Annotated in this window: 25 protein-coding genes and 1 pseudogene; 14 read left to right on the forward strand and 12 right to left on the reverse strand. The window is 66.5% G+C overall.

Going from position 1 to position 24,690, the window contains the following annotated elements; genetic code table 11:
• Positions 1 to 47: 47 nt before the first annotated feature.
• From Q1L50_RS00115 to Q1L50_RS00125, 3 genes are read right to left on the reverse strand one after another with little or no spacing between them, the layout of a single operon-like run.
• Positions 48 to 413 (reverse strand): hypothetical protein, encoded by a 366-nt coding sequence (locus Q1L50_RS00115; RefSeq protein WP_300335010.1) that lies wholly within the window; start codon positions 411 to 413, stop codon positions 48 to 50.
• Complete coding sequence (locus Q1L50_RS00120; RefSeq protein WP_300335011.1) at positions 404 to 1,573, reverse strand: glycosyltransferase family 2 protein; 1,170 nt, start codon at positions 1,571 to 1,573, stop codon at positions 404 to 406. Before Q1L50_RS00120 ends, Q1L50_RS00115 begins: the two co-directional genes overlap by 10 nt.
• Positions 1,574 to 1,601: 28 nt before the next feature.
• Positions 1,602 to 1,787 (reverse strand): hypothetical protein, encoded by a 186-nt coding sequence (locus Q1L50_RS00125; RefSeq protein WP_300335013.1) that lies wholly within the window; start codon positions 1,785 to 1,787, stop codon positions 1,602 to 1,604.
• Positions 1,788 to 2,042: 255 nt separating this feature from the next.
• On the opposite strand from Q1L50_RS00125, the gene Q1L50_RS00130 reads away from it, so the two are divergent.
• On the forward strand, positions 2,043 to 3,176 hold the full coding sequence (locus Q1L50_RS00130) for a VanZ family protein (protein ID WP_300335014.1): 1,134 nt from the start codon (positions 2,043 to 2,045) through the stop codon (positions 3,174 to 3,176).
• Between the two features lie 28 nt (positions 3,177 to 3,204).
• Here Q1L50_RS00130 and Q1L50_RS00135 read toward each other — a convergent pair whose 3' ends face one another.
• The gene (locus tag Q1L50_RS00135; protein WP_300335015.1) at positions 3,205 to 4,281 is read right to left on the reverse strand and encodes a DnaJ C-terminal domain-containing protein; all 1,077 of its coding nucleotides are present in this window, start codon (positions 4,279 to 4,281) and stop codon (positions 3,205 to 3,207) included.
• Between the two features lie 244 nt (positions 4,282 to 4,525).
• On the opposite strand from Q1L50_RS00135, the gene Q1L50_RS00140 reads away from it, so the two are divergent.
• The 5 genes from Q1L50_RS00140 (at position 4,526) to Q1L50_RS00165 (ending at position 10,998) form a co-directional block, all read left to right on the forward strand.
• Positions 4,526 to 4,834 carry a (2Fe-2S) ferredoxin domain-containing protein gene (locus tag Q1L50_RS00140; RefSeq protein ID WP_300335017.1) on the forward strand — a complete coding sequence of 103 codons (309 nt, stop codon included), beginning with the start codon at positions 4,526 to 4,528 and terminating at the stop codon, positions 4,832 to 4,834.
• 70 nt (positions 4,835 to 4,904) lie between these two features.
• Positions 4,905 to 5,543 carry an alpha/beta hydrolase gene (locus Q1L50_RS00145; protein WP_300335018.1) on the forward strand — a complete coding sequence of 213 codons (639 nt, stop codon included), beginning with the start codon at positions 4,905 to 4,907 and terminating at the stop codon, positions 5,541 to 5,543.
• A 590-nt stretch (positions 5,544 to 6,133) separates the two neighbouring features.
• Entirely contained in the window at positions 6,134 to 9,352 is a 3,219-nt protein-coding gene (locus tag Q1L50_RS19955) for a PAS domain S-box protein (RefSeq protein ID WP_366145193.1), read from the forward strand.
• Positions 9,349 to 10,173, forward strand: a complete 825-nt coding sequence (locus Q1L50_RS00160) for a response regulator (RefSeq protein WP_300335020.1) — start codon at positions 9,349 to 9,351, stop codon at positions 10,171 to 10,173. The genes Q1L50_RS19955 and Q1L50_RS00160 overlap by 4 nt, the downstream gene beginning before the upstream one ends.
• Positions 10,174 to 10,197: 24 nt before the next feature.
• Positions 10,198 to 10,998: a Crp/Fnr family transcriptional regulator gene (locus tag Q1L50_RS00165; protein WP_300335021.1), complete on the forward strand. Its 801-nt coding sequence runs from the start codon at positions 10,198 to 10,200 to the stop codon at positions 10,996 to 10,998.
• Positions 10,999 to 11,115: 117 nt separating this feature from the next.
• Here Q1L50_RS00165 and Q1L50_RS00170 read toward each other — a convergent pair whose 3' ends face one another.
• Entirely contained in the window at positions 11,116 to 11,262 is a 147-nt protein-coding gene (locus tag Q1L50_RS00170; protein ID WP_300335022.1) for a lmo0937 family membrane protein, read from the reverse strand.
• Positions 11,263 to 11,735: 473 nt separating this feature from the next.
• Here Q1L50_RS00170 and Q1L50_RS00175 point away from each other — a divergent pair, with 473 nt between their 5' ends.
• From Q1L50_RS00175 to cobC, 7 genes and pseudogenes are all read left to right on the forward strand, one after another.
• Complete coding sequence (locus tag Q1L50_RS00175; protein ID WP_300335023.1) at positions 11,736 to 12,029, forward strand: hypothetical protein; 294 nt, start codon at positions 11,736 to 11,738, stop codon at positions 12,027 to 12,029.
• On the forward strand, positions 12,026 to 12,514 hold the full coding sequence (locus tag Q1L50_RS00180; RefSeq protein WP_300335024.1) for a hypothetical protein: 489 nt from the start codon (positions 12,026 to 12,028) through the stop codon (positions 12,512 to 12,514). The genes Q1L50_RS00175 and Q1L50_RS00180 overlap by 4 nt, the downstream gene beginning before the upstream one ends.
• A gap of 33 nt (positions 12,515 to 12,547) precedes the next feature.
• Positions 12,548 to 12,732: pseudogene (locus Q1L50_RS00185) on the forward strand (hypothetical protein); the annotation flags it as partial.
• A gap of 84 nt (positions 12,733 to 12,816) precedes the next feature.
• Entirely contained in the window at positions 12,817 to 13,170 is a 354-nt protein-coding gene (gene cutA / locus Q1L50_RS00190) for a divalent-cation tolerance protein CutA (RefSeq protein ID WP_300335026.1), read from the forward strand.
• Positions 13,167 to 14,966: a protein-disulfide reductase DsbD gene (gene dsbD, locus Q1L50_RS00195; RefSeq protein ID WP_300335027.1), complete on the forward strand. Its 1,800-nt coding sequence runs from the start codon at positions 13,167 to 13,169 to the stop codon at positions 14,964 to 14,966. The genes cutA and dsbD overlap by 4 nt, the downstream gene beginning before the upstream one ends.
• 48 nt (positions 14,967 to 15,014) lie before the next feature.
• Positions 15,015 to 15,767 (forward strand): adenosylcobinamide-GDP ribazoletransferase, encoded by a 753-nt coding sequence (locus Q1L50_RS00200; protein WP_300335029.1) that lies wholly within the window; start codon positions 15,015 to 15,017, stop codon positions 15,765 to 15,767.
• Positions 15,752 to 16,342 carry an alpha-ribazole phosphatase family protein gene (cobC, locus tag Q1L50_RS00205; protein ID WP_300335030.1) on the forward strand — a complete coding sequence of 197 codons (591 nt, stop codon included), beginning with the start codon at positions 15,752 to 15,754 and terminating at the stop codon, positions 16,340 to 16,342. Before Q1L50_RS00200 ends, cobC begins: the two co-directional genes overlap by 16 nt.
• A gap of 27 nt (positions 16,343 to 16,369) precedes the next feature.
• Here the strand turns inward: cobC and xerD are convergent, their stop codons facing one another.
• From xerD to Q1L50_RS00225, 4 genes are all read right to left on the reverse strand, one after another.
• Entirely contained in the window at positions 16,370 to 17,320 is a 951-nt protein-coding gene (gene xerD / locus Q1L50_RS00210) for a site-specific tyrosine recombinase XerD (RefSeq protein WP_300335032.1), read from the reverse strand.
• Positions 17,307 to 17,789 carry a methylated-DNA--[protein]-cysteine S-methyltransferase gene (locus tag Q1L50_RS00215; RefSeq protein ID WP_300335033.1) on the reverse strand — a complete coding sequence of 161 codons (483 nt, stop codon included), beginning with the start codon at positions 17,787 to 17,789 and terminating at the stop codon, positions 17,307 to 17,309. The genes xerD and Q1L50_RS00215 overlap by 14 nt, the downstream gene beginning before the upstream one ends.
• Before the next feature lie 16 nt (positions 17,790 to 17,805).
• Positions 17,806 to 18,378, reverse strand: a complete 573-nt coding sequence (locus Q1L50_RS00220; RefSeq protein ID WP_300335035.1) for a chalcone isomerase family protein — start codon at positions 18,376 to 18,378, stop codon at positions 17,806 to 17,808.
• Positions 18,379 to 18,550: 172 nt separating this feature from the next.
• Positions 18,551 to 19,807, reverse strand: coding sequence for a glutamate-5-semialdehyde dehydrogenase (locus Q1L50_RS00225; RefSeq protein ID WP_300335037.1), 1,257 nt, complete (start codon positions 19,805 to 19,807; stop codon positions 18,551 to 18,553).
• A 287-nt stretch (positions 19,808 to 20,094) separates the two neighbouring features.
• Between Q1L50_RS00225 and Q1L50_RS00230 the strand changes: the two genes are divergently transcribed.
• On the forward strand, positions 20,095 to 20,346 hold the full coding sequence (locus Q1L50_RS00230; protein ID WP_300335038.1) for a hypothetical protein: 252 nt from the start codon (positions 20,095 to 20,097) through the stop codon (positions 20,344 to 20,346).
• 64 nt (positions 20,347 to 20,410) lie between these two features.
• Here Q1L50_RS00230 and holA read toward each other — a convergent pair whose 3' ends face one another.
• The 3 genes from holA to leuS are packed head-to-tail and all read right to left on the reverse strand — an operon-like array spanning position 20,411 to position 24,586.
• The gene (gene holA, locus Q1L50_RS00235) at positions 20,411 to 21,415 is read right to left on the reverse strand and encodes a DNA polymerase III subunit delta (RefSeq protein ID WP_300335040.1); all 1,005 of its coding nucleotides are present in this window, start codon (positions 21,413 to 21,415) and stop codon (positions 20,411 to 20,413) included.
• 11 nt (positions 21,416 to 21,426) lie between these two features.
• Positions 21,427 to 21,951 carry an LPS assembly lipoprotein LptE gene (gene lptE, locus Q1L50_RS00240; protein WP_300335041.1) on the reverse strand — a complete coding sequence of 175 codons (525 nt, stop codon included), beginning with the start codon at positions 21,949 to 21,951 and terminating at the stop codon, positions 21,427 to 21,429.
• A gap of 19 nt (positions 21,952 to 21,970) precedes the next feature.
• Entirely contained in the window at positions 21,971 to 24,586 is a 2,616-nt protein-coding gene (gene leuS / locus Q1L50_RS00245; protein ID WP_300335042.1) for a leucine--tRNA ligase, read from the reverse strand.
• Positions 24,587 to 24,690 lie beyond the last annotated feature (104 nt).

Here is a 24,690-nt window from a genome sequence, read left to right on the forward strand (position 1 = left end):
CAAGAACCTCGTCCAGATTAAACCAAACCGGTCATCCCCCAGAAAATTCACGCAAAAGCCACATTTATCACATGCTTACAAGAACGGGGTATGACTTTGTTCTGATACGTTGAGAGCATTGGGTCGCCGCCCGGTTGGCCGAAAACACCGCCGCCGATCAGCGGCCGCAGCAGGCGCTCGAGGGCCCTGGCCTTGGGGAAGCTGCCGGCGCGATCGCTGAGGATGGTATCGACGACGCGCAGGTCGTTGGCCAGCGCCAGCTGCGTTTCCGGAAGGTCGTAGACCAGCAACTGGCGCTCGACCGGCTTGCCCTTGAGCTGCCGCAACTCGCGCGCCACCAGGCGCCCGGCGATGCGCGTCAGGAAGCGCGAGCGACCGGCCAGACGGCCGGCCAGCGACAGCATCAGCGCCATGGCCGGCGCCTGCTGACGGCGATCCGTGCCGGACCGGAAACCCGGTAGGTGAGATGACCCCAGCGAATGCTGCGGGCGTCGCTGGCGGCGAGCACCAGGGTCCAGTGGAAGAGGTCCACCAGCGGCTTGCCGGCGCACAGCGCAAGCTGCGCCAGGCGGACAGCCGGCGGCTCGGGAAAACCCAGGCGCCGCCCGGCCAGCGCCTGCAGAGCGGCTGCCAGCAAGGCCGCGCCGAGCAGCGCGCCGATCGCCAGGCGTGCCCACCGGTCCTCCAGGTGCATCACGAGGACGCCCCAGGCAGCCAGCCGGGCGCTCACTGCCAGCAGCGCCAGCCACCACAGGCCGGGGCGATAGACGCGAATGATCTGGTACTGCCGGCGGCCGAAACGCCACAGCGCCGCCACGCCGTCGGCCGCCGGCGTCGGAACCAGCAGCGCGCGCCGGGTCAACACCCGCAGCCCGAGCGTCGCCGCCTGCGCGCCGATGGTGCAGTCGTCGGACAGCGTTTCGGCCAGGATGCGCTCCGCCTGCAGTCGTTTCAGGGTGCGCGGCGACATCGCCAGCGACCCTCCCCAGGTGACGTGGAAGACCGCCAGACGCGGCAGCAGGGCAATACCGCGGTCGATCGCCGCGGCCAGGGGCGCACCGAGCCGCCCGCTCCCGATCGTCGGCCAGCGGTAGCCGGTGACGATGTCGGCGCTGCCGTCGACGATCGGCGAAGCCAGCGCCGACAGCCACCATGGCGGCGGCACGATGTCGGCGTCGAGCAGGACCACCACTTCGTCGCGGCCATCGATGCGCTGCAGCCCGGCGATCTGATTACGGCACTTCTGGGCGCAGCTGGTCGCCTCGCCGGCAATCACCACGTCGACCGGCAACCGCGTTTCGCCCGCCATCCGGGTGGCTCTGGCGTAAGCCGGGTCGAAAGTGCTCTCGACGCAGATCAACAAGCGCCGCGGACTCAGGGTTTGCGCTTCGATCGCCCGCAGCAGGGTGAGCAGCCCCCTCGCCTCGCCGGTCAGCGGCAGGATCAGCGTGACCACCCCGCCACGCTGCACCCTGGGCAGCCGCAAGCCCGCCAGAAAGACGAAGCCGGCCAGCAGGCCGGCAGCGGCAACCAGCAAGCCGGGCGCGCACAGCAGCAGAAAAGTCAGCGCCACGACGCCCGATACCGCCAGGCCGCGTCGCTCAGCTTCCGGTCGTCGGCGCCGCGCCTTCGGATTCGGTCGACGCAGCCGGCTCGGCCGAGCCTGGCGAAGCGTCGCCGTCCGCTGCGGCCTTCGCGGCAAGCGCCAACTGCCGCTTTTCCTCCTGCTTGCGTTTCTTCTCGATTTCTCTCTGGCGCTTCTCGAACTGGTAATTTGGTTTTGCCAAGGCGTGTCTCCCAGATGGCCGTGTTGGCGGCCGGGGCAAGTTGAAAGATCAAAGTGTCGCACAAATCGCCACCGCAGCGGCGCCGGATGTTGATCGCGTGGAAGATCGATGGTGCCCCCCGACGACCGCCAGCGGCACCGAGCGAGCGGCAGACTGACGCGGCGAGATCATCCTTGCAGCCGACACCGATCCCGCGCGGCGCCAGAGATCATCACCGTGCCGATCGCCACGAGGCGTTAGAATGCCTGCTTCGCAATGCTCGACGCCACGCTGATGGAGCAAGCACCACCCACCCCGGCCCAGCCAGCGCCCCCGGCGGACGAAACGGCGGCGCGACCAGGGCTGCCGCGGCCGACGCGGCTGCCGCTGTACCTGACACTCGCTTACCTGGTCCTGATCAGCTACGCCAGCCTGTACCCCTTCGCCAACTGGCGCGATCTCGGCATCTCGCCGCTGGAGTTTCTCGACGCCGGCTGGCCGCGCTACTGGACGGGCTTCGACCTCTCGGTCAACGTCATCGTCTACCTGCCGCTGGGCTTCCTGCTGGCGCTGACCCTGCGCCGCCTGCCTGGCCGCTGGTCCGCGGCGATCGCCGCGCTGTTGCTTGGCAGCCTGTTCAGCCTGGCCATGGAATGTCTGCAGAACTGGCTGCCGACGCGGGTGCCGTCGAATGTCGATCTGGCGTGCAACACCGCCGGCAGCGCAATCGGCGCGGTGCTTGCGGTGTGGAGCGGCAAGGCGATCATTCGGCGCATCGCTCGCTTTCAGCAGGACTGGCTGGCGCCGATCCCGCAAGCCGAACTCGGCCTGGTGCTGCTCGGCATCTGGCTGCTGACGCAGCTGTCACCGGAAACCCTGCTGTTCGGTGTCGGCGACCTGCGCCAGGTGCTCGGGCTGACGCCGGCGGTGCCCTATGCCGCACCGGCGTTCTTCGTCCTGGAAACCGGCGTCATCGTCTGCAACACCATCGTCATTGGCCTTTTCGGGCGCGCGCTGCTGATCGATCGGAGCTATCCGCACCTGCTTCTGATCTGTCTTTTCGTCCTGGCGCTGGCCATCAGGACACTCGCCGCCTCGGTCCTGGTCGCGCCGCAGGACGCGCTGGCCTGGCTGACCCCCGGAGCCCGGCTGGGCCTGCTGATCGGTGGCGTGTTGCTGTCGCTGATGTTGCTGCTGCCGGCGGCGCACCGGATTGCCCTGGCCGGCGTCGCGCTGATGGCCGGTACCGCGCTGGTCAATCTGACGCCGCCGAATCCTTACTCCGAAGCCGCGCTGGCGACCTGGCGCCAGGGACACTTTCTCAACTTCAACGGGCTGACCCGCTGGGCCGCGAGCCTGTGGCCTTTCCTCGCCCTGCCGTATCTTACCGCCCTCGGCCGCCGTCTGTAAGGCGACACCGACCGGCGGCGACCGGCGCTCAGGCCGGGTTGCGGCGCGCGCGCAGTTGTTGTTCCCAAGCCGCCAACTGCGGTGCCCGCTGCTCCAGATCGCTGGCCAGGCTTACTTCGAGTCGCTCGAGCAGTTCGACGTCCGTGGCTCCGATGCTCGCCGGGTGGATGTGCTCGAGCTGCAGTACCAGGTCGCCGGCCACGCGCCGCCGTTGATGGGGAAACCCCTGCCCGCGCAGGCGATACTCGAGCGGGTGCTGCGGGTACGGGGCAAGTTCCAGCGTCGTCGTGCCGCTCAGGCTCGGCACTTCGATACGTCCGCCGCAGAGCAGGCGGTAGATGCTCACCGGCACCCGGCAATGAACGTCGCGCCCGCGCAGGACAAACAGCGGATGCCTGGCCAACCTGATTTCGAGGTACAGGTCGCCGGCCGTGGCGCCTTCGTCGCCGGGCCGCAGCGGCGCCTGGCGAGCCAGGCGCAGGCGCTCGCCGTCGAGCAGGCCCGGCGGCACGGTAACCGCCAGGGTGCGTGACTGGCGCAGCCAGCCGCTGCCGGTGCAAGCCGGGCAATCGCTCTCGCGCAGGTAGCCGCGGCCGGCACAGCCGGTGCAGACACTCGTCCCGCCAGCCCCGCCGCCGACCCGACCGCAGCCGTTGCAGCGTTTGCAGGGAATCGAATTGCGATGCTGCACGCGGCCGCTGGCGCGACAGTTGGCGCAGCGCACGCTGTGCACCAGATCGACCGTCTTGCTGCAACCGAGCGCCGCCTCCTCCAGCGTCAGCGTCATGACCTCCGTGAAATCCGCAGCGGCACCGTTGCCGCTCCTCTTGCCGCTGCTTTCGCCGCCAGGCTCGCCGGGTTCTCCGCCGGACGCGCCGCTGTCGGTCGCGGCACTGGCTGCCTGCTGCCACTCGGCCAGCCACTGCGGGTCGCAATACAGCTCGTAGGCGGCATGGACGCGCTTGAACTCGGCCTCGGCCGCCGCCGACGGGTTGCGATCGGGATGCCAGTGCATCGCCAGCCGGCGGTAGGCCCGTTTGACTTCCGCGGGTGAAGCATCGCTGGCTACGCCAAGAATGGCAAAAGGGTCGTCACGAGTACGCATCGAATGGCTGAATGGCGGAAAATGGTGGAATGATCGGTGGTCGGTCCGGCCGGCGCTGCGCGGCGCCGACCAAGCAAGAGCCTGCGGCTGCCTCGGCAAACACGCATCTTACCCGATCGGCGAGCCCACCCCGGGCTCCTGGAAGGAAAGCGCCTTTCGGCCTCCCGGCGACGCTCTTGCGCCGGCCGAATCAGGGTTAGAATCGACCGTGGACGCAGGCAAACGAGCGAAGGAGCCTATTCGTATGAGCTATTTCAAGCACCATGTCTTTTTCTGTTGCAACCAGCGCGGACCGGGCGAGACTTGCTGCAACAACTCTGGCGCGACGGCTGCGCAGACCTACGCCAAGGACCGGATCGGCGAACTGAAGCTCAAGGGCGTCGGCAAGGTGCGGATCAACAAGGCCGGCTGCATGGACCGCTGCGACAGCGGGCCGGTGCTGGTGGTCTATCCGGAGGCGGTGTGGTACAGCTACGTCGACAGCGAAGACATCGAGGAAATCATCCAGGAACACCTGGTGCACGGCCGGGTCGTCGACCGGTTGCGCATCTGAACGCCCTGAAGAGTGCGGTGCACGGCCGGCGACTTCCCGTTGGCGACGCCAGTACAAGAAAGGCCTAGCGATGAAAATTCAGCCCGAGCATATCCTGATCGACGGGCCGGCAGGCAGGATCGATGTCCTCGTCGAGAACCCCGGTGCGCCCCGCGGCATTGCGCTGATCGGCCACCCGCACCCACTGTTCGGCGGCGGCAATACCAACAAGGTCGTCCAGACGCTGGCGCGCACCTTCAACCATCTCGACTACGTCGCCCTGCGGCCGAACTTCCGCGGCATCGGCCTGACCGAGGGAACGCACGACGACGGCCGCGGCGAAACCGAAGACCTGCTGGCGGTGCTCGCCGAAGCCAAGTGCCGCTTCGGCAATCTGCCGGTCGCCCTGGCCGGCTTTTCCTTTGGCGCCTATGTCCAGACGCGCGTCGCCGAGGCCCTGCTCGAGGCCGGCCATCCGGCGCAGCGGCTGGTGCTGGTCGGCACTGCCTCGGGTTTCGTCGAAGGCGCGCGCCGCTACCACACCAAGGCCGTGCCAGCCGACACCATCGTCATCCATGGCTCAAAGGACAGCACCGTGCCACTGGCTAACGTCATCGACTGGGCGGAGCCGCTCGATTTGCCGGTGATCGTCGTCCCCGGCGCCGACCACTTCTTCCACCGCCGCCTGCATCTGATCCGCGAGATTGTCACGCGCGCCTGGCGGCACTGAGCGGTGTTACCACGCGCGGTGCCGCGACGCGGGCAACGGCGCACTGCGCTACGGCCGTCGCGCGGCCAGCCTCGCGGACATCGTCTTCCGCAAGCCGCGCGGCCGCGACCTGAGCGACTGAGCCGTGCGGCACGGCTTGTTTGCCCCGCCCCCGCCGGCGCTGGCTGTCTGCATGACGTTGCACTTTCCTGGTCTGGCGCAAGAGGGCGATTCCTGCGCTACTTGGCAAGCTCGCCGCGCGGCACGATCCGGCGCAGGCGCGGATCCGGGACCTGCGCCAAACACGCTCCAGGTCCGGGCGTCCTTGGCCGGCTTAGGTGTGCCAGCGCACAGACGTTCGTCGCCAAGAACGTGATGATCGGATTCGCCTCGGAAGGGGCGTGGTGTAAAGTCGGCCGTGGACAGTCGCAAACTTCTGTTGCCGGCGCGGCAGGCGCCTCCCCCCTCCGGATCCTTGTGCGCTTTTCACGGAAACAAGCCATGTCCCAAACGGGAAACGGTCTCACCCCGGCCAGCGCGCTGCCACAGCCGATGGCGTCGCGGCTATCCGATAGCAAGGGCCGCCGCTTCCGGCGCGGGTCAAGTCGTCCTTGAAACCTGCGCACAAGACCGTTGCTTCGCTGACGGCGGCAGGCGTGCTGGTTGGGCTCGCGGTGCTGCTGTCGTTCTGGTCGTTCCGGCAGATCGAAGAAGCCGCCGGCGTGCGCGAGCATACCTACGCCGTGATCGGCAGTGCCGAAGCCCTGCTGTCGGCGTTGAAGGATGCCGAAACCGATCAGCGCGGCTATTTGTTGACCGGTGACGAGGCCTTTCTGGCGCCGCATGCGTCGCTGCGCGAGGCGACCGACCGCCAGCTTGAGGAATTGCACAAACGTGCCTTGCCAGTTGCTGCTCGCCAGCACCTGGACGCACTGACGCCGTTGATCAATGCCAAACTGGCGGAAATGTCGCAGGCCATCGAGTTGCGCCGCGGGCATGACACGACGGCCGCCCTGGCGCTTGTGCGCGACGGTCAGGGCAAGCAGTTGATGGACTCGATTCGTGCCGAGATGCGCGGCTTTGTCGAGCTTGAGCAAGGCCTGCTGGCGCAGCGCGAAGCGAAGTTCCAGGCGAGCACGCTCCGCCTGTTCACCGTTAGCATTGTCGCCAGCGTGCTGGCGCTGCTGGTTGCCCTGGCGTTCGCGCGCTTGGTCTATCGCGAAGGACAGCAGCGGATGAAGGATCTGGTTCATCTTGGAACACAGCATTTGCTCGATATCCAGGAGGAGACGAATGCCCAACTGCAGCGGGCCAACGTCACCGTGCGGGACAGCGAGACGAGGCTGGCAGTGACGCTCGACTCGATCGGCGATGCAGTCATAGCCACCGATGCGGCAGCCCGCGTGACCCTGCTCAATCCCGTTGCCGAACAACTCACCGGCTGGACCCAGGCGGCCGCCAGCGGTCGCCCGGTAGGCGAGATTTTCCGGATCATCAACCAGGAAACCCGGCAAGCCGCCGCCATCCCGGTGCTGGAAACCCTGGCGCATGGCACCAAACAGGGCTTGGCCAACCACACCGTGCTGATTGCCCGCGATGGCAGCGAATGCGCCATCGCCGACAGTTGCGCACCGATACGAGATCGCGACGGCCAGGTGATCGGCGCCGTGCTGGTGTTCCGCGATGTGACCGCGGAGTATGCCGTGCGGCAGGCCTTGCGCACGCACCAGATCGAGCTGGAGATGCAGAACGAGGAACTGCGCCAGTCGCAGGAGTCGCTCCAGGCCGCCAGGCTGCGCTATTTCGACCTGTATGACCTGGCCCCGGTGGCCTATTGCACGATCAACGAGCGCGGACTGATCCTCGAGGCCAACCTCGCATCAGCCAACCTGTTCGGCGTGACCCGTGAGCGTCTGGTCAGGCAGCCGATCTTCCGCTTCATCGCCAGGGAAGACGCCGACCGCTACTACCTGATGCAAAAACGCATCATCGGGACCGCTGAGCCGCAGTCGGCCGAATTCCGGATGGTCAATGGCGGCGGCACGCCATTCTGGGCGCATCTTTACGGCACTTCCGCACGGCTCGATGGCGCGCCGGTAGGGCGCATCGCGATGACCGACATCAGTGCGCGCAAGCGGTCCGAAGAGGCGCTGCGCGAGGCCAGCGCCCTGAAGACCGCGATTTTCAACAGTGCCAATTTCTCGTGTATCGCCACCGACGCCAAGGGCGTCATTCAGCTTTTCAACGTCGGCGCCGAGCGCATGCTGGGTTATGCCGCCGGCGACATGCTGAACAGCATCACGCCGGCCGACATCTCCGATCCGCAGGAAGTGGTCGCGCGCGCCGAAGCGCTGAGCCTTGAGCTCGGAACCACCATCACGCCGGGCTTCGAGGCATTGGTGTTCAAGGCTTCACGTGGCATCGAGGACATTTACGAGCTGACCTACATCCGCCAGGACGGCAGCCGCTTTCCGGCCGTCGTCTCGGTCACGGCGCTGCGCGACGATCATGATGCAATGATCGGCTACCTGCTGATCGGCATCGACAACACGGCGCGCAAGCGGGTCGAAGTGGAGCGGGAACGGCTCGATCAGGCACTGCGGGACAAGAACGTCGAGCTGGAAAGCGCCAGGTCGGTGGCGGAAAATGTCAACCGGGCGAAAAGCGATTTTCTTTCAGGCATGAGCCACGAATTGCGCACGCCGCTCAATGCGATCCTCGGCTTCGCCCAGCTCATGGAATCCGGCTCGCCGCCGCCGACGAACGCCCAGAAGCGCAGCATCGACCAGATTCTCAAGGCCGGCTGGTACCTGCTGGAGCTGATCAACGAAATCCTCGATCTGGCGCTGATCGAATCGGGCAAGGCGACGCTATCGCACGAGCCGGTTTCGCTGGCCGAAGTCTTGCTCGAATGCCGGGCGATGATCGAGCCGCAGGCGCACAAGCGCGGCATCGGCATCACCTTTCCGCGATTCGATCGTCCCTGCTTTGTCAGCACCGATCGGACCCGGGTCAAACAGGTGCTGATCAACCTGCTGTCCAACGCCATCAAGTACAACAAGCCGGAAGGCTCGGTGGTCGTCGAGTACGGCATGCTCCCGCCGAATTCGATTCGCATCGGCATTCGGGATAGCGGTGCCGGTTTGCCTGCGGAACAGCTGGGACAGCTGTTCCAGCCGTTCAACCGGCTCGGCAGGGAAGCCACCGCGGAGGAAGGCACCGGCATCGGCCTGATGGTGACCAAGCGGCTGGTCGAACTGATGGGCGGCACCATTGGCGTCGACAGCACCGTCGGCGTGGGCAGCGTGTTCTGGGTCGAACTGGGCCTGACCACCGCGCCCCTGCTTGCCATCGATGAAACCGGGCAGGCGGCGCTGGTGCGGCCACAGGTGTCGGAGGGTACGCCGCTGCGCACCGTGCTGTACGTGGAAGACAATCCGGCCAACCTGGAACTCGTCGAGCAACTCATTGCGCGTCGCACCGATCTGACCATGCTGGGCGCGACGGACGGCGATCTCGCGATCGAGTTTGCGCGAATCTACCAGCCGGAGGTGATCCTGATGGACATCAACCTGCCCGGCATCAGCGGGCTCGAAGCGATGAGCATCCTGCGCGCCGACCCGGCCACCGCGCATATCCCGATCATCGCGCTCAGCGCCAATGCTGTTCCGCGGGATATCGAGCATGCCCTCGCGGCCGGATTCTTCAAGTACCTGACCAAACCGATCAAGGTCGACCAGTTCATGGAAGCGCTGGACATGGCTTTGGCAATTTCGCAAATGGCTGCTCAGGCAGCAGCGGGCCGCGCCGGCAACAAGGAAAAAGCATGAAGATCACCGCGTCGGACATCCTCGAGGCCAGCATACTGATCGTCGACGACCAGGAGTCGAACGTCGCTCTGCTCGAGCAGTTGCTCAGTGAGGCCGGCTATACCAGTGTCAGCTCGACGATGACGCCGCAGGAGGTCTGCGCGCTGCATCGCAAGAACCGCTACGACCTGATCCTGCTCGACCTGCAGATGCCCGCGATGGATGGATTCCAGGTCATGGAAGGCCTCAAGACCAACGACGCCGACGCCTACCTGCCGGTGCTGGTGATCACCGCCCAACCGGGCCACAAGCTGCGCGCCCTGCGGGCCGGTGCCAAGGATTTCGTCAGCAAGCCGTTCGATCTGGTCGAAGTCAGGACGCGCATCCACAACCTGCTGGAAGTACGGCTGCTGTACAAGAAGCTCGAGAACTACAGCAAGCTGCTCGAGCAGACGGTGCAGGAACGAACCGCCGAACTGCGCGAAAGCGAAGCCCGCTATCGCAGCCTGACCGAACTGGCTTCCGACTGGTACTGGGAGCAGGACGAGAACATGAATTTCACCAAGGTCTCCGGTCCGGTGCTGGAGATGCTCGGCATCCGGGTCGACTCGCTGGCGGGAGATGCCGGCGGGGTACAGCCGGCAGGCTGGAACGAGGCGGAGCGGAAGCTGCTGCAGGAAAGGATTGCCGCCCGCCAGCCCTTCCTCGACTTTGTCTTCAGCCGCGTCAATGCCGACGGCTCGCAGCAGAAGTTTCAGGTCAGCGGCGAGCCGATGTTCACCCAGTCCTGCCGCTTTATTGGCTATCGTGGGATCGGCGTCGAACTCACCACCAAGAACTAGGTCACGGAAGATGGACGCTTAGCGATGTCACCCCTCCATAATCCCAGTCAAAATCGTCTTCTCGCTTCGCTGCCAACGGCGGAGTTCGAGCCCTTTGCTGCGCACCTGGAACTGGTCCAGCTGCCGCTCGGTGAAATGCTCTACGAGCCCGGCTTGCAGTTGCAGCACGCCTATTTCCCCACCACCGCCATCGTCTCGCTGCACTACGTCATGGAGTCCGGGGCGTCGGCCGAATCGGCGGGTGTGGGCAACGAAGGGATGGTCGGCATTTCACTGTTCATGGGTGGCGACACCACCCTAAGTTCGGCCGTGGTGCAAACCGCCGGCCACGCCTACCGGCTGACGGGCCGCTTGCTGAAGCAGGAATTCAATCGCGCCGGCGTGATGCAGCGCGTGTTGCTGCGCTACACCCAGGCGCTGATGACACAGATGGCGCAGACCGCGGCCTGCATGCGGCACCATTCGGTAGAGCAGCAACTGTGCCGCTGGCTGTTGCTGACCCTCGACCGGGTGTGCTCGCGCGATCTGGTCATGACCCAGGAAATGGTCGCCAGCATGCTCGGCGTGCGCCGGGAAAGCATTACCCAGGCGGCGGGACATCTGCAGCAGGCCGGCCTGATAAGCTACCGCCGGGGCCACATCTCGGTGCTCGATCGCGCCGGACTGGAGTCCCACTCCTGCGAGTGCTACGCCGTCGTCAGGACGGAACTGGGCCGCCTGTTGTCCGACGTGCAGTTCCGGCAGGTCACGCCGGCGGCATCCGAATCCAGCCCGCCGCAGACCCGGCCGGCGAGCGAAGGCCGACGGCCGCCAGGCGCTCATTGAGCATGCGCCGCGCCGTCGTGTCCGGGCAGGCGCAGATGCTACGGCGCGCAAGCATGAGCCGCCGGGGAGCCCCTGGCACCGCGGTTCTTATCGTCGCGGCGCGGAGGGCCCCACTAGCTACGCCCTGCGCCCGCCGATGACCCCGACCAGGAACATGACGACTGCAATGACCAGCAGAATGTGAATGAAACCACCGATGGTGTAGGAACTGACCAGTCCCAGCAACCAGAGGACGAGCAAGACGACGGCAATTGTGTACAGCATGGTACTTCTCCTTCTGGGTCTTCCACTGCGAGCCGCGAAAACGCTGGAAACGGTCCGCTTGCTTCCGCGCCAGCAAGCGGCCTGATGGAGATTTGACGCTCCTTCCCGGATCTGGTCTGTGCGATGGCGAACATTGCGGCGGAACACGAAGATCCGCCGGGACGAGATCCTGCAGCGTCGGTTCATGACAAGACGTAGCGGCGGGCGCGTGGCTGCAGCCGAACACAGTCCCTTGCGGACACCAGTCCGATCGGTTCGGGCCTGCGGCTTTGAAATACCTGCTTCGACACGTCTTTCAGGCCAGCCTTGCGCAAGTGGCAGGCGGCTTCCGCGACGCCCTGGCGGCGCGCTCCGGATGCGCGCCAGCGCACAGACGAATCCCGGCGGGTGAACCACCATGGGCCCGCCGGTCGACCATCGAACCGGGATCCGACGCGCTTGAGCGCCGGTTCAAATGACGCGGGAGCGAAGTCATGAAAGCGATCGACGAAGTCGCGGCAGTGCCGGTGTTTGCCGCCCGGATTGTCGGGGCCCTGATAGGCCGGACCATGCGGCCCGTGGCGCCCGATGGCGGAGGCGCAAGCCGCTCTGGCACCTACCCGGCGACGGCATGGGGCAAGCGATTGAACGCTTACCGCAAGACCTGCCAGGCGGACCGCAACAGGATCCCGATGCGGACAGGGTCTCCGTCCGGCAGCGGTATTGATGACGCCATGGGATGCCGGTCCGCAGCGGAACCCGGGTATAAGGCGAAGGTACGGAAATGAACCTGAATATAGTCCCGCATCTGCGGGTGCTGGTCGGGGGCGTCGCGCTGATCCTGCTCGGCATGGCCGGAATTGCCACCGTGATGGCCTGGGTGCCCAGTGTGGGCGACGTGGAGAACCTCGGCGTAGCCCTCGACGGCCTCCCGCCGCCGGTCTGGCCGGTCGGCGTGGAAGAGCAGATTTCTGCCGGACAGGCGAGTCGCGCCCTGTCGGCCCGGCGCCAGTGTGAGGAATGTGGCGTTGTCGCATCCACGCGCGAGATCCGGCAGCACAGGGAGGGAAGCGAATTCGGCGAATTCGGTGCGGCCGGCGACGTGACGCGGGGCGGCCGCAGCGGACTGCCCGACGAGACAACCAGGACCTACGAAGTCACCGTTCGCATGCAGGATGGATCGAACCGCGTGTTCGTGCAAGCGGGCCCGGCCAACTGGCGCGTCGGAGAACGGCTGATAATCATCGCCGGTCTGACTCAGGCGAGCAAATGAAGTCGGCGCCGACCGCGGTCGCCATATGGCAGGCGTACCGTCGCCGAGCGCAGCAAGGCTCGGCTCAAGGACGAATTCGGCGCAACACCATGACGGTCGAGGACGGCACCAAGGTCAGCGCCCACCTGATGTTCGGCATTCTGGCCCTGAGTGCCGGTCTGTTGATGCGCTTGCGAGAATGGCCGCCTGGGCCCATCTCCGACCGGCCACGGCGATAGACGGTAGTGCTTGCGGACTCTCAGGCGGTGGCGATGAGGATTCGGAGCGCGCGCCCGGCAAGGAGCAGGCGCTGAAGGAGTAGAATGCGCCCTGTGACCATTCTGCTCGTCCTCACCAATCTCCCCGATCGACCGTCCGCCGAGGCTCTGGCCAGGGAACTCGTCGAAGCGCGTCTGGCCGCCTGCGTCAATATCCTGTCCTCATGTCACTCGGTCTACCGCTGGCACGCGGCAATCGAGACCGCCGAAGAGGTGCCGCTGCTGATCAAGACCAGCAGCGAACGCTACGCTGCGCTCGAAGCGGCGATTCGCAGCCACCACCCTTACGAACTGCCGGAAGTGATCGCCCTGCCGGTGAGCCACGGACTGCCCGACTACCTGGCCTGGGTCGCCGACTCGACCAGCGCGCCAGACGATCTCCAGGGCCTCCCGCGATGACCAGCCGGCACTGCCCTGCCCCGCTGTCTTTTCTGTTCTGCTGGCTGGGCTCGCTGCTGATCGCGCTGGCCAGTCCGGCGCGCGCCGACGAGTTCCTCGATCCCGCCGTCGCCTTCAAGCCAACTGTGCGCGCACTCGACGGACAGACCATCGAAGTCCGTTTTGAAATCGCCAAGGGCTACTACCTCTACCGCAACAACTTCCGTTTCGCCGCCGAGCCGGCAACAGTGCAACTCGGCGTGCCGGCACTGCCACCGGGCAAGGTCAAAGACGACCCGACCTTCGGCCGGATCGAGGTCTACTACCAGCAGGCGGTGATCCGCGTCCCCGTCGAACGCAACAGCTCGGGACCGCTGCCGCTGACCCTGAAGGTCACTTCGCAGGGCTGCGCCGATGCCGGCATCTGCTATCCGCCGCAAACGCAGAAGCTCGACCTTGAACTGCCGGACCCGGCAGTCGCGCCGCGTGCGCCACCGCCGATCCCGGACCTGGCCGCCGACGAATCGGGACGGATCGCGCAACTGTTCAGGAACGCCAGCTTCTGGCTGTTGATCGTCAGTTTTTTCGGATTCGGGCTGCTGCTGGCGCTGACCCCCTGCTGCTTCCCGATGATTCCGATTCTGTCGAGCATCATCGTCGGCTCGGGCCGCGATGGTCATGGCGTTTCACACGCGCGCGGCTTCACGCTGTCGCTGGCCTACGTCCTGGGAATGGCGATCACCTACGCCGCCGCCGGGGTCGCTGCCGGGATGACCGGCACGCTGCTCTCGGCGGCACTGCAGAACGCCTGGGTACTCGGTGCTTTCGCGCTGATCTTCGTCGTTCTGTCGCTGTCGATGTTCGGCTTCTACGAGCTGCAACTGCCGACCTTCCTGCAAAGCAAGGTGTCCGAGGAAGCCAGCCACATCCGCGGCGGCTCGCTGCCCGGCGTCGCGGCGATGGGCGCGCTGTCGGCGATCATCGTCGGCCCCTGCGTCGCCGCGCCGCTGGCCGGCGCGCTGCTGTACATCGGTCAAACGGGTGACGCGGTCCTCGGCGGGGCAGCGCTATTCGCGATGGGCGTCGGCATGGGCTCGCCGCTGCTTGCCGTCGGGCTGTCGGCCGGAACGCTGCTGCCGCGCTCCGGCCCGTGGATGGAAGCGATCAAGAAGGCCTTCGGCGTGCTCCTGCTGGCGACCGCCGTGTGGCTGGTGTCGCCGGTCATTCCGATGGTCGCGCAGATGGTCGCCTGGGCGCTGCTACTGATCGTCCCGGCGATCTACCTGCACGCGCTCGACTCCTTGCCGCCACACGCCAGAGGCTGGCAGCGCTTCTGGAAAGGGATCGGCATCTTCATGCTGATCGGCGGTGCCGCCATCCTGCTCGGCGCGCTGGCCGGCTCGCGCGACCCGCTGCAGCCGCTGTCGGTCCTGCGCAGCAGCGCGGCCAGCGGCGAAATCAGGCACCTGCCGTTCACCCGGGTCAGAACGCTGGCCGAACTGGAAAGCCGGATCAAGACCGCCGGCCAACCGGTGATGCTCGATTTCTACGCCGACTGGTGCGTCTCGTGCAAGGAAATGGAACGTTTTACCTTCGCCGACGCGCGCGTCCGGGCGAAGCTGGCGGGCTGGACGCTGCTGCAGGCCGACGTCACCGCCAACTCGGACGACGACAAGGCGCTACTGCAGCGCTTCGGTCTCTACGGCCCGCCGGGAATCCTTTTCTTCGACGGCGAAGGACGGGAGATCGATGGCGTGCGCGTGGTCGGTTTCATGAACGCCGAGGACTTTCTGAGCCTGTTGTCGCGGCTCGGCTAGCCGCCGGCGATCGGGGACGCAAGGTCGACGGCAGGGAGCCTGCAGGCCATGATCAGGAACGAACTCGAGTACTTCTTCGGCGCCCTGCGCTTCTTCACGCGCTTGCCGGTCCCGGCGTGGGTCGGTCACAGCAGCGAGGCCCTGGACCGGGCGGCGCGCTACTTTCCGGCGGTCGGTCTGCTGGTCGGCGCGATCGCCGCGCTGGTCTTCATGTTCTGCGCGCAGTTCTGGCCGGCCTCGCTGGCGGTACTGGCGGCGATGGCCAGTTCGATTTACCTGACCGGCGCGTTTCACGAGGACGGCTGGAGCGACATGGTCGACGGTTTCGGTGGCGGCTGGGAAAAGGCGCAGATTCTGACGATCATGAAGGACTCGCGCATCGGCAGTTTCGGCGCCGTGGCGCTGGTGATGCTGCTGCTGACCCGCTTCTCGGCGCTGATCGCGTTGCCGCCGCCGCTCATTCCAGTGGCGCTGGTGGCCGGCCATACGCTCTCGCGATTCGCCTCGACGACGCTGTTGCGCTCGCTCGATTACGTCCGCGATGACGGCAAGGCGAAGCCGCTGGCCACTCGCATCAGCTGGGACGAGCTGGGTTTCGCCGCGTCTACCGCGTTGCTGCCGCTGCTCTTTCTGCCACCGGCGCAGGCGGCGCTGGGCGTCCTCTTGGCCGCCCTGGCGACATTCTGGCTGGCACGCCTGTTCCGCCGCCAGATCGGCGGCTACACCGGCGATTGTCTGGGTGCCGTGCAGCAGCTCTCGGAAGTGGCTTTCTACCTCGGGCTGCTGTGCAACTTTTCCTGATCCGCCATCCACGGCCGCTGATCGACGCCGGCATCTGCTACGGTCAGCTTGACGTCGACGCGGAACCACCGCAAGCGCTGGCCGCGCGCCTGCGGCCGCTGCTGCCGGCCGGCACGCCGGTACTCGCCAGTCCCTTGCGGCGGACTCGCGCGCTCGCCCAAGCCCTGCATCCGCGACCGCTGTTCGATCGGCGGCTGATGGAAATCGACTTCGGTCAATGGGAAGGCCAGCGCTGGGAGCAGATCGGCCGCCAGTCTCTCGATGCCTGGGCGACCGACCTGCTGCACTTCGTACCGCCGGGCGGCGAATCGGCGGCCATGCTGCAGGGGCGCGTCGTCGACTGTGTCGCGGGTTTGCGCGGACCGCGCGCGGCGCTGGTCACACACGCCGGCGTGATCCGTTGCGCCCTCGGTCACTGGCTGCAATTGCCGGTCGGCGAGTGGAGCCAGCTGGCGCTCGATTTCGGAAGCATCACGCTGCTGGAAGTCGAAAGCCCGGCGACCCGGCAACAAACAGGAAGTCAGTGGCCGACCGGGGCGACGCTCGCGGGCACCGTGCACTACTGCAATCGCTGAAGCGAAGCGCTCGGGCCTGGGCTCGGATCAGCCGCGCGGATGATGTGCGGCGTGCAGCAACTTGAGCCGTTCGCGGGCGACGTGGGTGTAGATCTGCGTCGTCGAGATATCCGAATGGCCGAGCAGCAGCTGGACGACGCGCAGGTCGGCGCCGTGGTTGAGCAGGTGCGTCGCGAAGGCATGACGCAGCACGTGCGGCGACAGGCGCGCGGGGTCCATTCCGGCCAGCAGCGCGTAGCGCTTGATCAGTTGCCAGAACGCCTGCCGGGTCATCGCCGAGCCGCGCGCGGTCGGGAACAGGTCGTCGCTCTGGCGCCCGGCGAGCAGCACCATCCGTCCTTCGGCAAGATAGCGCCGCAAGCAGTCGCCGGCCACTTCGCCGAGCGGCACGATACGCTCCTTGCTGCCTTTGCCGAAGACCCGCAGCACGCCCATCTCGAGACTGAGTTCGAAGACCTTCAGCCCGACCAGCTCGGAAACGCGCAGGCCCGTAGCGTAGAGCGTTTCGAGCATCGCCCGGTCACGCTGGCCAAGCGTCGTCTCGGGCGATGGCGCGGCGAGCAGGCGCTCGACCTGCACTTCGGAGAGCACCTTCGGCAGCCGCGACGGCGTCGCCGGCATGGCGATCTTCAGCGTCGGGTCGTCGCTCCGCCGGCCGCGCGCCAGCAGGTACCGATAGAAGCGACGCAGCGTCGACAGGTAGCGTGCCTGCGACGAGGCGCGCAGCGTTTGCGAGAGCTTCGCGACGAAGCGCATCAGCGTCGCCTGGTCGATGGCACACAGGCTGCCGAGCTGCTGCCCGGCGAGCCAGCCGGCGAATTGCATCAGGTCGCTGCGGTAGCTGGCCAGCGACGCCTTGGCCAGTCCGTCTTCGAGCCACAGCGTGTCGCAGAAGGCGTCGATCTCGGCGACATCCGCGACATCCGCGACATCCGCGACATCGAAGGTTTCGGCGGCGTCCGCCTCAGCAGCCTTCATGCGCCAGCAGCCAGCGCTTGACGTCGAGCAGGAAGCCGCCGTTCTGGCGGGCGAATCCGCCCAGCCCACCACCGCTGGCAAGGACACGATGGCAGGGGACGACCACCGCAAAGGGGTTGGCGCCGCAGGCCTGGCCAACGGCCCGCGGCGCGTTGTGCAGCGCCCTGGCAAGCTCGCCATAGGTGCGCGTCTGGTGCGTCGGGATGGCCGCGATCTGCTGCCAGACGCGGCGCTGGAAATGCGTTCCAGACGGCCGCAGCGGCAGCCCGAAGACGAATCCGGCGTCGGCCAGATAGGCGTGCAGCTGGCGCACGGCTTCAGCAGCCAGCGCGTTGCCCGGGGTCACTGCCGCGCCGGCTGGCAGGAACGCGATGCGCTCAATTTCGTCGTCGTCGCAACGCACCGCGAGCGAGAACCCCGGCGCGCTGACCACCGCCTGATAGCAGGATGGGTCGGGAGACGCACTCACCTGACCGATGTCACGCTCACGACGCCTTGCCGAGCAGCGCCTGCTTGAGATCATCCTGCACCGGCTTGTTGCCAAGCCAGATCTTGAGCAGCGCCCGGTAGAAATCCTCGCCGGCGATGTCCTTGCCTTTCACCTGGCCGTTCACGGTCAGGCGGGTGCCGCTGTCGGGCAGCCAGTCGATGACGATGGTCGTACCGGTCTTGGCCTCGCCGATCGCCAGCATGGTGTCGGAGAGTTGCTTCAGACGGTCTTTCAGCGCCGCCATTTCAGCGTCCGAATGGTTGTTGGTCATGCCTTCCTCCAGCGCGTCGACGAACTGCTTGGCGGTAAGGTCGCGCAGCAGGCTGATCGAAATCCGCTTGGCGCCGCTGGCAGCCAGCACCGCCTCGGCCTCGCCGTGTTTCGCAGGCAGGTAGAGCGCCATCGCGTAGACCTTGAAGAAGGCCTTCTTGCGCAGCCCGGCGCCGTTGACCACGGTCTCGCCACTGCCCACCCGGGTCTGGTCATCGAACTTGACGCCGGCCACTTCGACAGCGTGGGCCAACTGGCACGACAGGGCGGCAAGCACCGCCATCAGCAGGTTTTTCATCGAGTCTCCTTTACGGTTTGCTCTGGTCCGGCGGATTCGAGGCACGCTGCAGAGGCATCCGCCTTGCTCTGCAGGTCGGCAGACGAAGCTCGCGGAAAGCGGCGGACTCTGCCAGAACACTGCCAATTCCCGACCGACCCACTCCATCCACTCCACCCCCGTCCATCCCCGGCTAGGCGCGCACTTCGCCGTTGCCAAGAACGATCCACTTCTGGCTGGTCAGTCCTTCGAGACCGACCGGGCCGCGAGCGTGAATCTTGTCGGTCGAGATGCCGATTTCGGCGCCGAGACCGTATTCGAAGCCGTCGGCGAAACGGGTCGAGGCATTGACCATCACCGAAGCCGAGTCCACCTCGCGCAGGAAGCGCAGCGCCGCCGTGTAATTTTCACTGACGATCGCGTCGGTGTGATGCGAACCGTAGTGATTGATGTGCGCGATCGCTTCGTCGAGCCCGTCGACCACCTTGACCGAAATGATCGGCGCCAGGAACTCGGTCGCGTAGTCCTCTTCGCTCGCCGCCCGCGCGACGGCGACCAGGTCCATGCTTTCGGGACAGCCGCGAATCTCGACGCCCTTCTGGCTGAGCATCGCGGCGATCGGCGGTAGCAGGCGCGCGGCGACCGAACGCGCCAGCAGCAGCGACTCGGCGGTGTTGCAGGTGCCGTAGCGCTGCGTCTTGGCGTTTTCGACGATCTGCAGCGCTTTCTCCGGGTCGGCGTCGTCATCGATGTAGACGTGGCAGTTGCCATCGAGGTGCTGGATCATCGGCACCCGCGACTCGGCCAGCAGCCGCGAGATCAGGCCCTTGCCGCCACGCGGGACGACCACGTCGACGTATTCGCGCGAGCTGATCAGATGACCGACGGCGGCGCGGTCGGTGGTTTCGATGACCTGGACGACGGTCGGCGGCAGGCCGGCGCTGGCCAGTCCCTCCTGGATCAGCGCGGCAATCGCACGATTGCTGCGGATCGCCTCGGAGCCACCGCGCAGGATCGCCGCATTGCCCGATTTCAGGCACAGCGCCGCGGCGTCGGCGGTGACGTTCGGACGCGCCTCGTAGATGATCCCGATCACCCCCAGCGGCACGCGCATCCGGCCGACCTGAATACCACTGGGGCGAAACCTCAGGTCGCTGATCTCACCGACCGGATCGGCCAGCGCGGCGACCTGGTCTACGCCTTCGGCCATCGCCGCGACGCCGTTCGCCGAGAGCGTCAGACGATCGAGCAATGCCGGTTCGAGGCCGGCAGCAGCAGCGGCGGTCAGGTCATCGCGATTGGCGGCCACCAGCGCCCCGCTTTCGCGCCGGATCGCCGAGGCAATCGCGCGCAGGGCGTTGTTCTTGGTGTTGCTGTCGGCACAAGCGATGGCCCGCGACGCTTCGCGAGCCTGCCGGCCGACGGTCTGCACGTACTGCTCGACGTTCATGAGGACTTCCTTGCTTCCTGGATTTCCGGTTGCGCGGACCCGCCAGCCAGCTTGCGCCGGGCAGTGTCCGGCAGCCGGCCGCTGGTGACGGCCGATCGCTCAATGATGCCCGAAAACGCTGGTCCGGATGAGGTATTTCGCGCGACAATGAGCGCCGTGCTGCAGCGCGGCGAACGGTGGATTAGCGATTATAGCCATCGACCGGACGCAAGGGTCAACGGAACCAAGGGAAAGAAATGGACTCACAAGGCTACTCCTCATTTTCACCTTACGCCCCCGAGTCGCTGATGAAACGCAAACTGATTCTGCCTGCGGAAGTAAAAGTCTGCGCAACCTGCAGTTACTGGGATGGCGAGCGCACGGTCAATAGCGAACTGCGGGTGGTGGTGGTCGGCGAAAGTTGCGCCGGCGAGTGCCTGGTGCAGAGCAAGACCTCGCACAGCCTGAACGACGTGCGCGGCGAGACCGAGAACTGCGTCTGGGAACACCTGGCGCCAGGCGACCCGGCAGCGGACCTGGAGGATGGCGGGACCGCCTGAAGCCTGCGCGGCGACGCAACTGCCGGCGCTGGCCGCCACCGCTGCCGCCACCTTCCCCGGTTTCTCAGGCGACGGCGACGTTCAGAGCCAGCCGCCGGAACTCGTTCCACACGTCGCCGCTCGCCAGTCCCTTGATCATCCGGTCGATGCGCGCCGCCTGCGCCAGCGCGGCCCTCGCCCGCTTGCCGTCCACCCGCTGCAGGGCGCGCCGGACCTGCGCCTGACGAAGACCCCAGACGCTGGCCTCCTTGAGCAGCGCGTCGAGCGGCCGGCGCCCATCGAGACCGGCGTTGATCTGGGCCAGCGCGCGCACTTCCTCGGTCATCGCCCAGAGCACCAGCGGCGGCGCCTCGCCCTCCTGCTGCAGACCATCGATAGTCCGCGTCAGGCGCGCCACGTCGCCGGCCAGCAGCGCTTGGCGCAGGCCGTCGAGGTCGTAGCGGGCGACATTGAGCACGGCGTCGCGGATCTGGTCGAGGCGCAGCGCGCCGGGCGGGTACAGCACGCCCAGTTTGAGAAGTTCCTGATGCGCGGCCAGCAGATTGCCCTCTACCCGCTCGGCGATGAACCGCAGGCCGGCGGCATTGGCGCTTTGCTGCTGACGGGCAAGGCGGCCGGCAAGCCACGCCGGGAGCTCGGACAGGCCCGGCGGAATCAGCTTGACAACCACCCCGGCCGTCGCCAGCGACGTCACCCAGGCCGCTTTCTCCTCCCGCCAGTCGGCGCCGGTCATGGTCACCAGCAGGAACGAATCCGGCGACGGACGCGCGCAGTAGGCTTGCAGCGCAGCGCTGCCGTCGCGGCCCGCCTTGCCGGTCAACAGCCGCAGGTCGATCAGCTTGCGGCCACCGAACAGCGACATGCTGCCGGCCGCGTGATAGAGGTCGTTCCAGTTGAAACCGGCGATCGCGGCCAGCACTTCACGCTCGTCGAAGCCGCGCCGGCGCGCCGCCGCGCGAATCGCGTCGGCGGCTTCGATGACCAGCAGCGGTTCATCGCCATGAACCAGATAGACCGGCTTGAGCTCGCGTTCGAGATGCGCCGCGAGCTGTTCGCCCTTGATCTGCATCGCCGGCCCGCTTACTCGGCGGCGACCGGAGGCACCGGCTTGACCGCCGCCAGGCGGCGCATCAACTGGTGCACCAGGTCATTCTCCATGTCTCGCCAAAGCAGGGTTTCCTCCTGCTGCTTGGCGAGCACGTTGGAGTCGTCGTAGGTCAGATCGCGGATCAGTTCGATGGTCCCCGACGGCACCAGATCACGTCCCCTGGCGTCGGTCACCCGATAGGTGTACAGGTAGCGCAGGCGCAGCTCGCTGACCCGGCCGGTACCGGAGACCGAGAGAATGACCCGGTCGCGATATTCTTGCCCGGGCAGCAGCGTCGCCTCGGCGTCGCTGGCGGTCAGCGCCAGGCGCGTCGTCCCGGACGACCGGATGGCCCGCTTGAGGTCGGCGCCGACCACCGAATAATCCGGCATCGCCAGGTACAGGCTCTCGTATGGCAGCGAGTAGGAACCCCGCAACTGGAAGCCACAGCCGGCCAGCAGCGCCAGGACCGTGGTCAGGCACAGGGACAGCAGCTTGGACGGCAGCGCGACGCGCATCGGCGTATTCCTCAAGGTCTCAGACGACAATGTTGACCAGCCGGCCGGCAACCACCACCAGTTTCCTGGGCGCGGCGCCGGCGAGGTGTTTGCGCGCCGCGTCGCAGGCCAGCGCGGCGGCTTCGATGCTCACCCGGTCGGCACCGGCCGGCACCCGCAGACTGCCTCGCAACTTGCCGTTGATCTGCAGCATCAGCTCGATTTCATCCTGCACCAGGGCGCTGGCGTCGGGCGTCGGGAAGGCCTGCGTGCTGGCCGTACGGCCGGGCCGGAGCGCCGCGTACAGCGCGTCGCAGACGTGCGGGACAATCGGGCTGAGCATCAGCACGACGGCTTCGAGGGTTTCCTGCCTGACCGCGCGAACGGCCGCCGAATCGCCGCCAACGCGGGTATAGGCGTTGAGCAGCTCCATCACCGCGGCAATGGCGGTGTTGAACTGCTTGCGCCGGCCGTAGTCGTCGGCAACCTTGCCAATCGTCTGATGCAACTGGCGGCGCAGGTTCTTCAACTCGGGCGACGCCTCGCCATCTGCAAACGCCACCAACGGCCCGGCTGAGAGGTGCTCGAAAACGATTCGCCAAAGGCGCTTGAGGAAGCGGAAAGCACCCTCGACGCCGGCATCCGACCACTCCAGAGACTGGTCGGGCGGACTGGCGAACATGATGAACAGCCGCGCCGTGTCGGCACCAAACTGGTCGATCAGCGCCTGCGGATCAACGCCGTTGTTCTTCGACTTCGACATTTTCTCGATGCCGCCAACGTTCACCGGCAGACCGTCGGTGCGCAAGCTGGCGCCGACGGCCCGGCCGCGCTCGTCGTGCACCGCGTCGACCTCGGCCGGGTTCAGCCATTGCTTCTTGCCGTGGACGTCCTCGCGGTAGAAGGTCGGCGCGACGACCATCCCCTGGGTCAGAAGATTGGCGAAGGGTTCGCCGAGCGCTTGCTCGCCGAAAAGGCCCAGGTCGCGCATCAGCCTGGTCCAGAAACGCGAGTACAAGAGGTGCAGAATGGCGTGCTCGATGCCGCCGATGTACTGGTCGATGCCGCCCTGGCACCAGTAGGCCACCCGCTGGTCGACCATCGCCTGGTCATTGTCCGGGCAGCAGAAGCGCAGGAAGTACCACGAGGACTCGACGAAGGTGTCCATGGTGTCGGTCTCGCGCCGCGCCGGCTGGCCGCACTTCGGGCAGGTACACTGGTAGAACTCGGGCATCCTGCCCAGCGGCGAGCCGGCCCCGGTAATGGTGACGTTCTCGGGCAGGACGACCGGCAGATCGGCGTCGGGCACCGGCACCGCACCGCAGCTCGGGCAGTGAATGATCGGGATCGGACAACCCCAGTAGCGCTGCCGCGAGATACCCCAGTCGCGCAGGCGAAACTGGACTTTCTTCTCGCCCAGGCCCCTGGCGGAAAGGTCGGCGGCAATGGCGTCGATCGCTTCGGCGCAGGCCAGGCCATCGTACTTGCCCGAATTGACGCACGCGCCACGCTGCTTGTCGGCGTACCACTCCTGCCAGCCGTCGAGCGAAAAAGTCTCACCGGGCACGGCAATCACCTGCTTGATCGACAGGCCGTATTTCTTGGCAAAGGCGAAATCGCGTTCGTCGTGCGCCGGAACGGCCATCACCGCGCCGTCACCGTAGCTCATCAGCACGTAATTGCCGATCCACACCTCGACCTGTTCGCCGCTCAGGGGATGACTGACGAAGATGCCGGTGGCCATCCCCTTCTTGTCCATCGTCGCCAGGTCGGCCTCGGCGACGCCACCGCGCTTGCATTCGTCAACGAAGGCCGCCACCCGCGGGTCGCGCGCGGCGGCGTAAGCTGCCAGCGGGTGTTCGGCGGCGACCGCGCAGAAGGTAACCCCCATGATGGTGTCGGCGCGAGTGGTGAACACCCACAACCGGCCCGCCTCGCCGTCGAGCTGGTACGGGAAAGCGAAGCGCACGCCGGTGCTCTTGCCGATCCAGTTCTTCTGCATCAGCCGCACCTGCTCCGGCCAGCCGTCGAGCTGGTCGAGGCCGGCCAGCAGCTCCTCGGCGTAGGCGGTGATCTGCATGTAATACATCGGGATTTCGCGCTTCTCGATCGGCGCCCCCGAACGCCAGCCGCGGCCGTCGATGACCTGCTCGTTGGCCAGCACCGTCTGGTCAACGGGGTCCCAATTGACGCTTCCCAGCCGCTGGTAGATCAGCCCCTTCTCGTACAGGCGGGTGAACAGCCACTGCTCCCAGCGGTAATACGCCGGCGTGCAGGTGGCGATCTCGCGCTGCCAGTCGATGGCGAATCCCAGACGCTTGAGCTGCGTCTTCATGTAGTCGATATTGGCGTAGGTCCACTGCGCCGGCGGAACGTTGTTCTGGATCGCCGCATTTTCGGCCGGCATCCCGAAAGCGTCCCAGCCCATCGGCTGCATGACGTTGTAGCCGAGCATGCCGTGGAAGCGCGCCAGGACGTCGCCGATGGTGTAGTTGCGGACGTGGCCCATGTGCAGCTTGCCCGAGGGATAGGGGAACATCGACAGGCAGTAGTATTTTGGCCGGCTCGGGTCTTCGACGGCGCGCGCCGCGCCGTTACTGTTCCAGAGTTCCTGAGCGGCGAGTTCAACGTCCGCGGGTTGATACTTTTCCTGCATGGCCGGTGAGGTCCAGAGTTGGGCTAAACGGCGAATTATACGCACCCCCTGCGCCGCTGGCGCGCTGGCACTTGCCGGCCCCAGCGAGCGGCGCCGAAATCACC

This window comes from Accumulibacter sp. (assembly GCF_029255145.1).
GTDB lineage: Bacteria > Pseudomonadota > Gammaproteobacteria > Burkholderiales > Rhodocyclaceae > Accumulibacter.